At 47.4% G+C, this 15,262-nt stretch carries 13 protein-coding genes and 1 tRNA gene; all 14 read right to left on the reverse strand.

The annotated features are described in order from the left end of the window. Window positions 1-116 precede the first annotated feature (116 nt). Window positions 117-845 carry a LytR/AlgR family response regulator transcription factor gene (locus BUB18_RS05860; RefSeq protein ID WP_073078992.1) on the reverse strand — a complete coding sequence of 243 codons (729 nt, stop codon included), beginning with the start codon at window positions 843-845 and terminating at the stop codon, window positions 117-119. Beyond that, window positions 842-1,999 carry a sensor histidine kinase gene (locus BUB18_RS05865; RefSeq protein WP_073078993.1) on the reverse strand — a complete coding sequence of 386 codons (1,158 nt, stop codon included), beginning with the start codon at window positions 1,997-1,999 and terminating at the stop codon, window positions 842-844. Before BUB18_RS05865 ends, BUB18_RS05860 begins: the two co-directional genes overlap by 4 nt. A gap of 74 nt (window positions 2,000-2,073) precedes the next feature. After that, entirely contained in the window at window positions 2,074-3,507 is a 1,434-nt protein-coding gene (locus tag BUB18_RS05870; protein WP_073078995.1) for a S41 family peptidase, read from the reverse strand. 52 nt (window positions 3,508-3,559) lie between these two features. Next, the gene (locus BUB18_RS05875) at window positions 3,560-3,754 is read right to left on the reverse strand and encodes a hypothetical protein (protein ID WP_073078997.1); all 195 of its coding nucleotides are present in this window, start codon (window positions 3,752-3,754) and stop codon (window positions 3,560-3,562) included. Window positions 3,755-3,932: 178 nt separating this feature from the next. Further along, the gene (locus tag BUB18_RS05880; RefSeq protein ID WP_073078999.1) at window positions 3,933-4,646 is read right to left on the reverse strand and encodes an HlyD family efflux transporter periplasmic adaptor subunit; all 714 of its coding nucleotides are present in this window, start codon (window positions 4,644-4,646) and stop codon (window positions 3,933-3,935) included. Between the two features lie 69 nt (window positions 4,647-4,715). After that, window positions 4,716-6,902, reverse strand: coding sequence for a peptidase domain-containing ABC transporter (locus BUB18_RS05885; protein WP_073079001.1), 2,187 nt, complete (start codon window positions 6,900-6,902; stop codon window positions 4,716-4,718). Between the two features lie 20 nt (window positions 6,903-6,922). Continuing rightward, window positions 6,923-10,042, reverse strand: coding sequence for a lantibiotic dehydratase (locus BUB18_RS05890; protein ID WP_073079003.1), 3,120 nt, complete (start codon window positions 10,040-10,042; stop codon window positions 6,923-6,925). A gap of 26 nt (window positions 10,043-10,068) precedes the next feature. Next, window positions 10,069-10,143: transfer RNA gene (locus BUB18_RS05895), tRNA-Glu, on the reverse strand. 12 nt (window positions 10,144-10,155) lie between these two features. Then, window positions 10,156-11,343, reverse strand: coding sequence for a lanthionine synthetase LanC family protein (locus tag BUB18_RS05900; protein WP_073079004.1), 1,188 nt, complete (start codon window positions 11,341-11,343; stop codon window positions 10,156-10,158). A gap of 105 nt (window positions 11,344-11,448) precedes the next feature. Then, on the reverse strand, window positions 11,449-11,667 hold the full coding sequence (locus tag BUB18_RS05905) for a class I lanthipeptide (protein ID WP_073079006.1): 219 nt from the start codon (window positions 11,665-11,667) through the stop codon (window positions 11,449-11,451). 53 nt (window positions 11,668-11,720) lie between these two features. Further along, window positions 11,721-11,939: a class I lanthipeptide gene (locus BUB18_RS05910; protein ID WP_073079014.1), complete on the reverse strand. Its 219-nt coding sequence runs from the start codon at window positions 11,937-11,939 to the stop codon at window positions 11,721-11,723. A gap of 71 nt (window positions 11,940-12,010) precedes the next feature. Then, window positions 12,011-12,223 carry a class I lanthipeptide gene (locus BUB18_RS05915; protein WP_073079016.1) on the reverse strand — a complete coding sequence of 71 codons (213 nt, stop codon included), beginning with the start codon at window positions 12,221-12,223 and terminating at the stop codon, window positions 12,011-12,013. A gap of 44 nt (window positions 12,224-12,267) precedes the next feature. Continuing rightward, window positions 12,268-12,483, reverse strand: a complete 216-nt coding sequence (locus BUB18_RS05920; RefSeq protein ID WP_073079017.1) for a class I lanthipeptide — start codon at window positions 12,481-12,483, stop codon at window positions 12,268-12,270. A gap of 63 nt (window positions 12,484-12,546) precedes the next feature. Further along, complete coding sequence (locus BUB18_RS05925) at window positions 12,547-14,931, reverse strand: TonB-dependent receptor (protein ID WP_073079019.1); 2,385 nt, start codon at window positions 14,929-14,931, stop codon at window positions 12,547-12,549. Window positions 14,932-15,262: the final 331 nt, after the last annotated feature.

Below are 15,262 nucleotides of genomic sequence, written 5' to 3' on the forward strand. Positions count from 1 at the left end.
AGGTCAGGAACAGACAAACAACACCAGGGTAACATCTTATCTAAAAATCAAACCACGCACTAACCACAAAAGGCAGCACGAATACAGGTTTTTCAGCAGGAAAGGTGTGAGGGTAATTATTGCATCATCTTCTCTTTCATCATCTCCAAAAATGCCGGCTTATAGGTTTCGCCCAGCAGGATATCTGCTTTGATATTTTTCAGCTGGATCTGATTGCCTTCTATACCACAAATTTTAGGTACGGCCACAATAAACGACTTATGTATGCGCATAAAATACTTACGTGGCAAACGATCTTCGAGGTCCTTCATATTCAGCAGCGCCATGGTTTTAACGCCGTTATGATGAATGGCCACATAGTTTTTCATCCCTTCGATGTAGTCAATATCCGGGAGGTTAACTTTCAGCATTTTCCCTTTTAATTCTGTTTTTACAAAGATGTAATCTTCGTACTGCGAATCGTCGCTTGCCGGCAAAGGCGCGCTGCTGGCAGCCAGCACGGTAAGTGCCCTTTGGGCAGCCTTCAGGAAACGGGGAAATGGAATTGGCTTCAGCAGATAGTCGATTACTTCCAGGTCGAAGCTGTCTGCCGCAAACTCGCTGTAGGCGGTCGTCAGGATCACCCTGGATTTGCCCTGGATAGTTTTAATAAAATCAATGCCGGATATTTCAGGCATCTGGATATCCAGAAAAATGAGGTCGACCTTTTGTGTACTCAGGATTTTCAGTGCCTCCAGCGGGTCGGTAGTGGTATGCACCAGGTTCAGAAAAGAGGTTTGCTTTACGTAGTGTACTAATATGTCAATAGCGTGTTGTTCATCATCTACTATCAAACAATTAATCATATCATTTTTAGTTTGTGGTTAATGTCGGGTTCAAGGGTTTGGGTGGTTACACCACTTTTACTGTCGTTGAAATAGATATATAGGTTTGTAAAGTAAAACTCATTATTCTCCCCACTGCTGCCGGTTTCAAACTGGTAGTTGTGGTTATAGGTCCAGTTGAGCCGCCTCCTGATATTTTCCACACCAATACCATGGGATAACTCTTTCGGGCCTTTCTTCTTTTTATTATAAGTGCTGAACAACAGGCTGGTACGGGATTCATTCACTTCCAAAACTAACTTCACAGGGTACCCGGCATCGGTTAACTCGCCATGTTTGAAGGCATTTTCAACCAGGGTAATCAGTACCAGCGGAATAATTTTCAGTCCGGTAATATCTCCTTTGATCTCCAAATCCAGGTGCAATTTGTGACTAAACCGCAACTGGTTGATCCTGATCACATTTTTCAAATGCTCTACTTCTTTTACCAGCGACACCGTACCGGTATCGTCGCCTGATTCCAGCGAATAGCGCATTATTTCCGACAAGGTAAGAATTCCTTCCGAAAGTTCTGCACCACATGCCAGGGATTTAGCATAAAAAAAGTTGAGGGTGTTATGTAAAAAGTGTGGGTTGATTTGTGCGCGCAAAAAAGCGTGTTCCGCCTGTAAGTGCTCCTGCTCTACTTTCAGCTTTTGAAGCTCCACGTTTTTAAGTTGCTTAGCTCTGCGTACCGCCTGTATAGCAAAATAATAGCCGAGCGCATAAGAGGCATATATGGCATATGCCCAAAAGGTGCCCACCAGCAGATTGACCAGCCGAAACGCAGGAATTGGTGCTTCAGGGTTAATAATACCTAAGAACACATAGCCCGTTAAATAGTAGACATTCATCATGCAGCAGAAAAGGAGCACCTCTGCCAACGGAAGAAACCAGCGATATTTCCGGCGTTGTGCAAATTGCATGAGCACATAATAATGCCCGTAGAATATCATTACCGGGGGCAAATGCGTCACAATAACGTCCAGAATGTGAAGCTTATAACCAGGGATAACAAATACACCCTTCAGGGTACCCAGAGAAATATATACTACCCAGGCCAATATATGAATCAGCACATGGTTGTACTTCCTGAGAGAAGTAATGAGGGAGGATATAAAGCGGTTGACAATCATCCTGGATGGTCTTAATTACGGAATTCTGTTATCAAGATATCAAAATAAAATTGATATTTAATCAACCTGCGGGTTCATTTTCCGGGATCGGATTTCCAAACTTCCTCTACCCAATCGGGTATATCTTCACTGATCAGCACATCCGGCACAATGCCTAAATTATCTAGTGGCTCATCAGGCAGGCGGTTACTGCTGCTGGTGGGATACCGTAACACAAATATGCTGCATGGCATAGGCGTAGCCAAAACATCTGTATAATCCACGGCGCCCATGGTATGGGCTCCATACAGGGTAACCTTGCTGCTCTGCTTGGCCTTCAGCAAAAACATTTCGGCACTGCTGGCGCAGTTGCCGTTAATAATAATGGCCACACGGGCAGGGTATTTTCGTGCAGCCGGCAGCGTGATCGTATCATCCGGCCACAGGTTAAAATACTCGCCCACATGTTGCTGCAGCGTTGCCAGCTCTTTCCTGAAAACAGCCTTCATGCTATCGCTCACGTTAGGGTACTCGGTAATGCTGTAATAATCGCGGATATTTTCCGGGGTAGCCCTTACCCGCGAGCCTCGGGTAACAATAGGCCGGGTATAGATATAAGGAAGGATGTTTTCGAAGCACAGCACAGACCCGCCGCTGTTATTGCGGAGGTCAATAATGAGGCGCCGTGTGGTGGCCAGGATATCCGCATTTTGCCGGATCAGGCTATCAATCATGGGTTTATAGGCCAGTCCGAAGCTGGGCATCGTAAGCAGACAATTATTCTTATCCAGCACACGGAATACGGGCTCCCGCTGCCGGGCAGCCGAAACCGCCGTATAGCCGGCGCCGTTATCTCCCGATACCACCTTATGCCATACTCCATAAATACCCATATGAATGGTGGTTCCGGTGATGGTTGCCGGTGGCAGCAACAGGGTATGATCCCTGGTATAAAATGCGATTATGCGGTAATTATCCCCGGTTTTGCGCAATTTCATCTTGATTTGACCCGGCAGCCAGAAGATGCTGTCCGCCCGGAGGATGAAACCCGAAAACAGGGTACTATCCTCCTGCTGCTCCTTTTTAATCCCTATCCGGTAGATTTTCGTTTCATCTTCCCAGATACCTTCTATAGTATCCAGTGCAGGCGCATTCCGCGCCAGGTAGGCGGTGAATGTTTCCGGAGATTCGGCAACCGTTTCCGCCTGCCGGAAAGCTCTCCGGATAATATCATAGTTACTGGTATCTTCTTTAATAAACACATTCATATGCAGGTCCCGGAAAAACCGGAGCCAGGTGCGTAATACTCCCAGGCACTGATAGGTGTTGGACTGCTCAGCCACCTGAAGGAGACTGTCTGTCAATTCCGCGAAACGTTGCTGATTGGATGGTGTTACCTTATCATCATACCCTGCATAGTTCTGCTGCACCTTTTGCACCATAAAGCGAAAATCCTGTCCGCAGTTACAGTCCTGCCCCTGCAGGGCATTATAAGTCAGCAAAAGGAAGAGGGTGACGTAATATTTCATTGGGCCGGCCTTTAGAAAATAATGGTTGGAAAATGATTTACGAAAGCGGGGCTCACAATACACTAAGGGAAGTAATGGTCAGTGTGTTTGTCACATCGCACTCCGGACGGGTAGAACCAAACTGCTGTGCGCTGGCATTGTTATTACCATCCCAGATCTTGTTTACAGGGGATTTATCCAGGGATACTACAGTGATCTTACCTAAGCTCAGAGGGCGTTTTTTGATAGATTTGATTTTCTGTTCCATAGCGTTTTTTAGATTTGGTAGTTAGAAATAGGTTTTGATTTTCAATGTTTTCCGGAGTAATTCCGTTTGTTGAAATAAAAGTAGACCTATTGGCAGAGGCGGTATAAAACGATACACGTATCCCCCGATTCGAAGTACCAATACCCCGAAAACGCTCTTTTTAACTACCAAATCCTGCTCAGTTCAGGAAACTGAGTATACGCTGGATGAGCCGTTTGTTAGCCGTCACTATTTCTGCCCGGCCATCCATAGCTTTATATATATCGAGTGGTTTTTGATAACTGGAGATGTTACCGTCTTTCAGCTGTATATCTATCGAAACGGCTCCATTGCCCGCCGGCAGCGGCCTTGATAATACCTTTCCTGCCAGTTTCCCAAACTCGCCGCTGGGATAGTCGTTCAGGTGGATGGATACCTCCTGCCCTATCTGCACTTTTCCTGCGCCTGCAGATGGCAGTGTAACGGTGGTAAGGTAGTCGCCATGTTCAGGCAGTATACTAAGTATCAGGGTAGGTTTTGTATAGATGATATGGCTGTCGGTACTACGTTCGAATACCACCTTACCCGCTGCCGGGGCGGCAATAGTATCTCCCCCGGAATGCAAAAGCAGCGCCTGCCCCTTAGTTACCACCTGCCCGTTTTGCACCAGCGTGCTTTGAATACTCCCGTTGTTAATGGTAACGGAGGTCGGTGCCTGCAGCGGCGCCACAGTTACCTTGCCCGTAATAATATCCGGGTAACGGATCAAACCGGACAACGTAAGAAACAACAATATCACTGCGAACAAGAGGATGTTACCCCAGCGCATCATAAAGGAAGGCCCCGCCCCCAGCACTTCATTGACTTCTTCACTCATCAGCGAGCTTTCCAGTGGTATATGTTTGACTGACATAAAAAAATATTTTGAATATTTATGGATGATACCGCATGGCACACCAGGTATGCCATGCGGAATGATGCGTTAATTGCCCAGCTCCAGCTGGTTCCTTACCAGGTTAAAATAATACCCCTGTTCCTGGATCAACTCCTGGTGGGTACCGGCCTCTGTGATCTGTCCTTTTTCCAAAACGATGATTTTGTCGGCGCTCTTCACTGTGCTAAGGCGGTGTGCAATCACCACCACGGTGCGGCCTTCAAAAAAGCGGTTCAGGTTTTCTATGATCACTCTTTCATTCCTGGCGTCCAGCGCGCTGGTGGCCTCATCAAAAAACAGGATGGCCGGATTTTTATAGACAGCCCGTGCAATCAGGATGCGCTGCTTTTGCCCGGTACTGAGTCCCATCCCATTCTGGCCAATCTTGGTATTGTATTTCAACGGTAAGGTTTCGATATAGTCGTGAATGTTAGCAATGCGGCAGGCTTCGAACAGCCGCTTGTTATCGATGGTTTGCTCTCCTACGGCTACGTTGCCGGCTATACTGTCGTTGAAAATATAGCCTTCCTGCATCACCACCCCGCAGGATGCCCGCCATTTAGCGTGACTGATATCTGCCAGTGCATGCCCGCCTACGTATATCCCTCCTTCCTGCGGATCATAGAACTTGAGCAATAGTTTGAGCAGGGTACTTTTGCCGCTGCCACTGGCGCCTACAATAGCCGTTACCTTCTGGTGGGGAATCAGCAGGTCCAGGTTCTTAAGCACCGGCTTACTCCGCGATGTACTTTCATATTGAAAAGTGAGGTTGCTAATGGTAATATCGCCGGAGGGCACTTCCTGGATCTTCTCTTCCGTTTCGCTTTCTTCATCCGGCTTGTTGTGGATTTCGTTGATGCGGCCTATGCTGAGGCGCGCATCCTGCCAGGATTTCAGGAACTCCACCAGTTGTAATATTGGCCCGTTGAGCTGACCTATAATATAAGAGATAGACAACATCACCCCCAGGGTAATCTTCCCATCAATTACCAGCTTGGCGGCCAGGAAGGTGATAATGATATTCTTCAGCTCATTGATCAGCGAGGCGCCGCTGGTTTGCGCCTGGCTCAACTGCAATCCTTTCAGACTGGTTTTGAACAGCTTTACCTGTAAATGCTCCCACTGCCACCTCTTCTTACGTTCGGCATTATTCAGCTTGATTTCCTGCATGCCGTAAATCAGTTCCAGGTTCTTCTCATTGTTTTGCGACAACTGTGTAAACCGTTTGTAATCCAGTGTAGCACGCCTTTTCATGAAAAAGGTAACCCATATGAAATAACATACGCTCATACTGGCAAACACTGCGAATATCAACGGACTATAAATCACCAGCACTATGGTAAATATGATCAGGTTGATGAAGGAAAACACAGTGTTCAGTGTGCCGGAGGTAAGGAATAGTTCCACCCGCTGATGGTCGGTAATACGTTGCAGGATGTCGCCCGTCATCTTCACATCAAAGTAGCCGAGGGGCAACTTCATCAGCTTTCGGAAAAAGTCGGACAACAGGTTGATATTTATCCGGCTGCTCAGGTGCATGAGAATAAAGCCCCGCAAAACTTCCACACTCGTTTTCCCGAAAAACAGCAGCAGCTGTGCCAGCAGCACCATGTAAATAAAACCGATGTTGTTATGCTGTATGCCGGTATCTACAATGCTTTGCGTAAGGAAAGGGAATACCAGCTGCAACAGGCTTCCCGCTACCAGGCCTACCAGCAGCTGTGCTATCAGTGCTTTGTATTTCAGGAGATATTTATAAATAAACATAATACCGCCATTCGTCGCCTTTTCTTCTTCCCCGATGGTATCAAATTCCGGCGTGGGCTCCATAGACAGGATGATTCCTTCGTTGTTGACGCCGGCACCCCAGCTTTTCAGAAACTCCTCCTTTGTATAGGTAATGAGGCCGTGGGCCGGATCGGAAACATATACTTTATTATTCCGGATCTTATATACCACCACGTAGTGCCGCTGGTTCCAGAGTGCCAGGCAGGGGAACGGTGCTTCTTCTGCCAGGTCGTCGTATCCGAGTTTTGCCCCAATGGTTCGGTACCCTGTTTTTTCGGCAGCCTCACTGATGGCCAGCAGGCTGGAACCCGAGCGGGTGGTGTGGCATAGCTTACGGAAGTACTCTATAGAGTAGGTTTTACCGTAGTACTTACTGACGATCCGCAGGCAGGTAGGGCCGCAGTCCATTTCATCGTACTGCCTGTATTGAGGAAATTTGTTTAACATATCATCAGCTTTTAAAATTTTCAGATCGCTGCTTTTGCCTTCTGACGGGCAATGGCAGATTGATAATATCTTGAGAGGAAATCGTAGATCACCATTTCATGCTTACGAGGATTGCTGGTGGTAATTCTGTTCAGCAGCATATGGATATAACTGGCCATCAGGGAGGCTAAAGGCACCTGTAACTGTCCCGCCTGCACGAGTTGCAAAATTTCATCTGCCACCGGCTGCAAGGCTTTGGACTTCACATCCAGGGCCTCTATCAGTGGGTATATTTCCTCTGCCGGGTCCATTTGTTTATTCATGAACAGGTCGATATTCTTTTTATGATACCGGTATTTGTCATTCAACACCAGCTTCACTGGCTTCTCCACACCAAACTCTGTAGCAAACATATTTTTGAGATGATCCAGCAGGGCGAATTTATCAGCCACGGTGAACCTGAATACATCCAGCAGTTCATCCACCGCGCGCATGCCCCACAGCCAACGTAAGCTTTCCCGCTCGTCCCCGTAGGTGTTATCCAGCAGTTCCAGCAGTGCTTTGCTGTCGTGATAAAAGAAAGTTTCTGCCTGGGTGATGGTATTGGCCCCATATCTGTCGAGCTCTCTGCTGTAAGTATCCGCTTGTAGTTTCCAGATATATCCTTCGGAGATATAAGGCTGTAAGGCATCATGAATGCGTTGTATCGCCTCACCCGTGCTACCGGTGTCGGTTATATGAAAACGCAGCCGGATGTGAAATCCGGGGTCGTTGTAGCGGATAAAAAACCATTTGTCGGCAATACCTGCGGCCTCCAGCGCTTCGCTGAGTGGCTTTACCGCATCCAGGAGTATTTTATCGGCAGACTTAACGCCACAGTAAATTTTGTAGTACAGCCACTCTGAGCCGAGGGAAAACTTTTGCGTCACGGTTGAAGCAGGTGGTGCTTTTACCGGTGTATTGGTTGCATACGAAGGTGTTGTTTTACTCAGCACTGCCACAAACTGGTTTACATAGGCGTTGCCGTTAGTATCGGTTACCTGCTGCTGATCATTTAAGAACTCCCGTAACATAAATACCGAGCGGTTCTTCACCGTATCCAACCATACACTGAGCATTGCCTCTTCTTCAAAATCTATGAGCAGTTCATTGTCGCCATCTGCCAGCACGAGCAGTTTGGGAAGGTTCCACTGCTGGCGGAATGCCGCAGCAGCCTCCTGTAAAGCGGCGCCTTCCAGAGCTGCCAGATGTTTCACTTCCGACCAGGCAAAGCTCCAGCGTGCCAGGTGCAGGATTACATTTTTATAGGTTACCCTTGGCAAAAAGCGGTGTTGTATCTGCAGGTTACCCCAGTTAAAAAATACACCCGGCCGCTTGTCCTGTATCTGTAGATCGCATAAAAACTGGTATACCGGCAAAGCGCCATGGGCATAATTATGCGCAGTACTCAACCGCGGTACTACCTGCTTGTTTAATCTGCCAGAACGCAGGATCACGCGGTTATTCTTTACAGATACATACAAATCCTGCACCTCTATCTGCTGACTTTTATCGAGCGATGACTTAGCCAGGTAAGGAATTTCATACCCTCGGAATACAGGATGTAACAGGATGTTACCGACCCTGCTTTCCGGCAGGTGAATAATTTCTGCGTAGGCAACCTCAGGGTCCAGCGCCTGTTCCTTTGCCGTGATCCTGTTGACCATAGTATGGATAGCTGCGTCCGCATGGCCGAAGCGACCCAGCAGGTTGGCGGCACTGGAGCCGCCTACGCTCTCAATGTATAATTGCAGGTTATCGGTGCCGACTATACGAAACATTACCGGCAGGGAAGGCGCCAGGTCGTCCCAGTTAGGCGTGAGCTTAGCAATATCATCCTCATTCAGTGCTACGGTGTTGGATCGTTGCGCGTAGGCGTCCATCAGTTTATTATGCAGCAGAGTTTCCAGCTTTCCCCAGGCAATGTTTTTTTCTTTCTCTTTGGCAGCACCGCCGGGGATACCGCCTATCAGCGGGGTGATACCACCGGTGGCACTTTCAAGGTAGCCAATACCCGTTTCTGTATCCAGTACTTCCAGCAGCGGCATTTCTTTATCTTCATAGCGCTCATAAAAGCGGCGGGCAAAGGAGCGCAGGTTTTCGCCCGGCTTGGCCGCGGTGAAGCGGTTGAGCACTCCGATAGCTTCCAGGAGCTGCGCTTGAATATTTTCATCCACGCCACTGCCACCCAGGTGCTTCACCACATCCGTCTGAAACAATTTATTCTCTTCATATTTAACCCCCAGCTGATCCAGAATGGTCATAAGGCCACGGTAGCGGGTTACGTCATTGGCAGGGGTAGTATCCAGTTCATGCAGCACTTCCAGCACCTGCAGTAGTACAGGCAAAATATTGGTTACAGCGGACGCAGTATCCCGCAGGCGTTCCAGTACATCGATGATCTGGTGTAAAAATTCTTTACCGGTGATGGCCGGTTCCAGCTCGTTTACCAGGAGTTGCGCCTCGATGAGTTGTTCTATGAACGTGGTGGCCTCCTCAGTAGTAATATCATCTCCCTGTACCCAGCTTATCATTTGTGCCATAGTGGCCCCGTTAGCGGCAGAACGGATCACGCGGGTAATGCTTTCCGTACCTGTTACGGCACTGATCTGATGCCTCCTGCGACCATGGCGGTAGGTATATTCTACATAACGCAGCTCATCGCCAATGGTGTAAATGCTGTTATTGGGGTAGTATAATAAACTATCCTTAATGCCTGGCAGGGTAGCCAGCTGCTGCGCCAACGCACAGAGGTAGTGCATGTCCAGGCGGGTATGGCGACTAATCTCTTTTTCATCCACCACCACCCTGGTTTTTTCTTTGCCCCAGTTGAGCACCGCACAGCCGGAAAATAAACCAAAAGGTGTACAGCGACTACTCATGCGCACAAAATATTTGCTGACGGATCTTTTGAGTTTGTCGATATCTTTCTTTGAACTGATCTGCCCGTTTCTCCATTTAATGCATTCATCGTACAACACCGGCGACGCGAGGTACAGCGCTTCCAGGAAAGCATTGTTTTGCAGCAGCGCATCAAAATCAATCTGATTGATAGCGGCGGTGAGCGGGAATCTCGGCGTTCTTAGTACTAATTGCGGATCGAATAAATATGGGATACTCATGGCAAAGAGTTTTATGATTATTTAAGTGGTACCACGTACAGGACTCGAACCTGTGTTTTTTCCGTGAAAGGGAAACGTCTTCACCTCTTGACCAACGCGGCATGTTTATATTATTAAGCGAGGAACAGCACCCTGTCCCAATCGTTATCTTCCTGATCCCCCTGCAGGTAGTCCATTAATACAAGACCCATACCTGCGGCACCATCCAGGATACCCGCCATTTGCACAAACGGGCCTCCGTTATATTTTTTAAATCCGCCAATACCATCGGGATGATTGCTCAGTTCCAGTGTTTTATCCATCCACAGGTGATAGCTGGCATTAAATATTTCGTTGCCCGTAAAGCGGTACCATTTCTTGTACATGTGTGCCAGTCCGGCGCCACCGTGGCACAGGCAGGCGTCATGTACCAGGGCCGTGCGCGGGGTATTGCGTTTGGCAGCAGCTAAGGCCAGGCACTCGGCTTCACGCAGCAGGTCATTGTCCTGCAATAAGCTACCAGCGCGGTATAGCCCGATGGAAACAATGATGTCGCCATAGCACCAACCCAATGGAATATTATACGTGGTGTCAATACCTACTGCATTGACCTTTACAATAGAAGGATACAGTGAAATAGAAGCCGGATCAGTGGATTTGAATTGCAGGAGGCAATCCACGCCCGCTTTCAGCGAAGCGCTTACCGCATCCTGATTATCCGCCAGTGGATGATATTTAACCAGGAACAGGATCATAGAAACGATGCCGTGCGCCATACCACAGTTCACATACACTTCTTCCTGCGGGGCTTGCCGGTCATGCACCACTTTATCGAGTGAGAGCCGGATAGCTTCGCCTATCTCCCGGATGCTGCTTAGTGCAACTGCTCCCGACTGGTATCGATCCAGAAAATAAGCAGCCAGTCCAAGGGAGCCATGTAGCAGGTCTGTATTGGATTTGAGCTGCATCCTTCCAAAAACGCTGTAAAGAATTTCATCGCATTGAATTAAGAAGTCAGTGATACTGTTGTCAATAAAGTCCTTTTGTTGCAGGTAGTTGAGCAGGTAAGCGTAACCAGCCAGTCCGTCGCAATAAGTATAGGAACGAATACCTTTGTTAATCTCTTCCATTGCCTCTTCCAATATGGCGGCTGCGCGGTTGCGGTACTGTTCATCGCCGAAATGGTGGTACATATGGTAATAGAATAAGGCGAGTCCGCTGTTGCCGGTCAGGAGCGCCAACCTCGATTGTTCGTTTGCGCTGGCGGTAAGATCCCGGTCGAGCTGTTCCAGTTTATTGTTAATGAAGGTGGCTGTTTTCATATACCCGTTGTAGTTATAGATAAAAGGATTTCGCTTACTTTCCTTAATACCGGGGCTACGCTGAAAATGGTAGCCCCGGATATAAGTTGTACAACACCATGTGAATTATGCCTGGTCTTCAGCAGCAATGCCGGAGAGGGTAGTGCAGGCGCAGCAGGTGAAATTGTGGTGAGTGCTCAGGCCGGAGGCAGTATCTACTGTATCACCGGTTTTAACTTCATCGATTCCACCTTGTACGGCGTCCAGTTCCTCGCCAGTCAGGTTAGCGATTTTTTCTTTGCTGAATGGGAGTTTGCTGTTCTGTAAAGCGATTGATTTTTTCATGATTGTTGATTTTTGGTTGGTTTAAAAAATTGTGAAAAGTAAAGGGGTAATAATTAAGCTTGCTCTTCAGCGGCAATACCGGACAGGGTGGTGCAGGCGCAGCAGGTGAAATTGTGGTGAGTGCTCAGGCCGGAAGCAGTATCCACTGTATCACCGGTTTTGATTTCATCGATTCCACCTTGTACGGCATCCAGTTCTTCACCGGTCAGGTTAGCGATTTTTTCTTTGCTGAATGGGAGTTTGCTGTTCTGTAAAGCGATTGACTTTTTCATGTTTGTTGGTTTTTGGTTGGTTGTGAATGAATGGTTGTTATTGTTTTTGATTTTTACTGTACCTGTTACACTTAAGCAATACCTGACAGGGTAGTACAAGCGCAGCAGGTGAAGTTGTGGTGAGTGCTCAGGCCGGAAGCGGTATCAACTGTATCGCCGGTTTTATCGTCGATAGGTTGTTCTACCCCGCCTTGTACCTGGTCCAGTTCCTCGCCGGTGAGGTTAGCGATTTTTTCTTTGCTGAATGGGAGTTTGCTGCTCTGTAAAGCAATTGACTTTTTCATGTTTGTTGGTTTTAATTGGTGATTAAATATGATTGGGTTTTTGATTACTGCTGTTGAAGCGGGCGATCACCACTTTCCTGGTTGAAATAATCGCAGTTAAAGTCGTCCTGTGTGCTTTGGGGCGCACAACCCAGCGTGATTCTGGCGATGGTATCTTCCATTCCGGTCACAATTTTTTCCATATCGCTCTTTGTCAGGATGGCCACACTTTCTTTATTCAGAAATAATTTTGACTGTGATAATCTCTCCTGCTTTTTCATAATAAATGATTTTTGAGTTGAATGATTTATCCTGTAGTACAGGGGTTTAAAATATTTTTAGGTTTAATTGTTTTCTACTCTGCGTTTCTCTGTTTCGATACCTGTTTTCCTTACTGCGCTTGCTTTTACATTCTTATTACCCCATTTGTAGTTGAACTGCAGTTTTACTATCCGGCTTTCCACTTTTGATATATCATGTAGTTGCAGGTCGGGAGATGTAATACTGTACTTATTCACCAGTGTATTGAAAACATCGGATACATTGAGGGTAATGGTTCCCGCTTTATCCAGGATGGTTTTGGACAGTCCGAAATCCACTGCATATCTGCTGTTAAAGCGGTACTGGCCCATTGCCATCGGGGAGTAATAGCGGCCGCTTAGTTCCAGCTTAAAGCTCTGTGGCAGCTGAAAAATATTGGTGGTGGTAAAGTACGCAGTCACCTGTGCATTATCCAGGGCCAGGCTACCACTGCCATTGTATTTGGCATAGAAGGCGCCGAGGTTATTGACCGTACTCCATTTGTTGTGCAGCAACCGTTTACTGTAGCTCACACTACCATCCAGGTATTCGCCGCTGCTCACATTGTCGTAGGTAGATATAACGGCATTTCCGGTAGCGGCTTTCTTAAACACATCGGCTACAACCTGCTGGTGATGCTGATAGGTAAAGGCGGCCATCCATTCCATGCCACGGGCGTAGCTAAGCTCAAAGTTGTGTGAGATGGAAGGACGCAGGTTAGGGTTGCCTTGCGTATAACTAAACTGACTAACGTAGATCAGGAAAGGGTTTAGTATTTCAAATCGTGGCCGGTCAATCTTTTCCTGGTAGGAGAAACCGAACTGCTGTAGTTCCGACTGGTTAAAGGTGACGCTGGCATTGGGAAATACGTTGAAGTAATTATTTTTATTGACGTCACCGCTGGTTACAGAGCGGCCTTCTGTATTGGTTTGCTCTGCCCGCACACCTGCCTGCACATCAAATTTGCCAAAGGTTTTAGAGAGATTCAGGTACAGGGCATTAACATTTTCCTCGTAAATAAACCGGTTGGATCTGCCTTCATCAGTTTTCCAGTCCCCATTGATCTGTTCCTGCCACAGCACATCATTATCGATGGTATTGAAGTTTACTTTCGCTCCGGCTTCCAGCTTCACGGACTTGCCGGGCTGCGTGTAGTCTACCGCCAGGGATTTGATGGTATTATCCGATGGCAGGGCATCCCGCTGTACCAGTGAAGGTAGCAGCTCAATGAATTTATAATCGTAGTACCGGGTGAGCAGGTCATCATTCCATTTACGGTTGTAGTTGAAATAGTCAGCATTCACCACCAGTGTTTTACCGGCACTATCCAATATGGATTTTAGGTAGATGTTAACGGCGGGGTTAAAATACCTGGCGTCCCCTGCGGTATTGACCGTGGATATGCCTGCCCCGCTTTGCGTGGCCGTGGCCAGGGCATCATGATTCCGCAGGTTATACATTCCCCGGAACAGGAGGCCAATGGTATTACGTTTGTTGATATCGTAATCCATGCCGGCTTTGAAGGAATGATTATCACGGGTACGGATATCCCGGGTTTGCTCAGTGATGTGTACATTATTAGCTGTCAGCTGCCGGTCGGAATTATTATCTGCAAAAGTTTGTGTGTGCAGGTAATCGTAGCTGCTGAAGAGGTTGAGTTTTTTAGTGCGGTAGTTGATGGATGCACCACCCAGATAGCGGGCATAGGTACCGGCTCCGGTGCCTGCAGTAAGTGTGCCGTTGGCCCCCAGGCGTTTATCCTTTACCGTAATGATGTTGATGGCGGCACCGCCGGTAGCATCGTATTTGGCAGAAGGATTGGGAAGTACCTCTATCCGGTCAATACCATTGCTGGGCAAGGAGGCGAGGTACTCTTTGATATTATCTCCCGTAAGATTGGTATTGCGGCCATCAATCAGCACGGTCAGTCGTTTACCCCGAAACTGCAAGCCGTTGTTTTCCATCATGCCGGGTGTTTTCAGTACTACATCGTAGGCATTGCCTCCTGCAGCTACAGGGCTTTCGGCTACGTTCAGCACAATCCTGTCGAGGCGCTGTATAATGAAGGGTTTGGAAGCGGCTACTTTCACCCCTTTGAGCAACTGCTGATCCGGTGCCAGGAAGATGGGCGTACTGCTGCCATCCAGCGCTATTCCTTCTTTACTGTAGGTTTTATAACCGATGTAGATGACAGACAGGGTGTAAGTGCCATCAGGAATATTTTTAAAAGTGAAAGTTCCTTTATCGTTGCTGAGGGAATGGAAAGTGGTATCTTTTCCTTTTAAAATCACCGTGGCGTTGGGCAGGGCACCTTTGGTAAGACTATCGCCCACCTGTCCGTGCAACTCTCCCCTTTTGATCTGCGCTGTTGCCAGCTGCATACCTGAGAGCAGTACCAGTATTGTTGATGTGATTTGTATTGTTCTCATAAATTTGTTTTTTGAACTTGTTGATACAAACTTATCGCGAACAAAACGCCTCTTGAAATACGATACACCAATTGCTATTATCGCAGGACGAAACCGGTAAAATTCAACGGACAGGTTTTTGGAAGAATGGTTAACATCTCCCTAAACAATTAATTACCAATAATTTAAAAAATTATTTTTTGGGGAGAGATAAGAGTGATGCATGGACAAAACCGGCGAAAAATTAAAAAAGCCGCTGTTAAAAGCGGCTCCTAAAATGTTTCGTATATATAATAGCGTTATTCGCTCCCGAGGAATCCTTAAAGCGCTGAAAAGCCGGAAGAAATATTGC

The sequence above is a fragment of the Chitinophaga jiangningensis genome (genome assembly GCF_900142605.1).
Classification (GTDB): Bacteria; Bacteroidota; Bacteroidia; order Chitinophagales; family Chitinophagaceae; genus Chitinophaga; species Chitinophaga jiangningensis.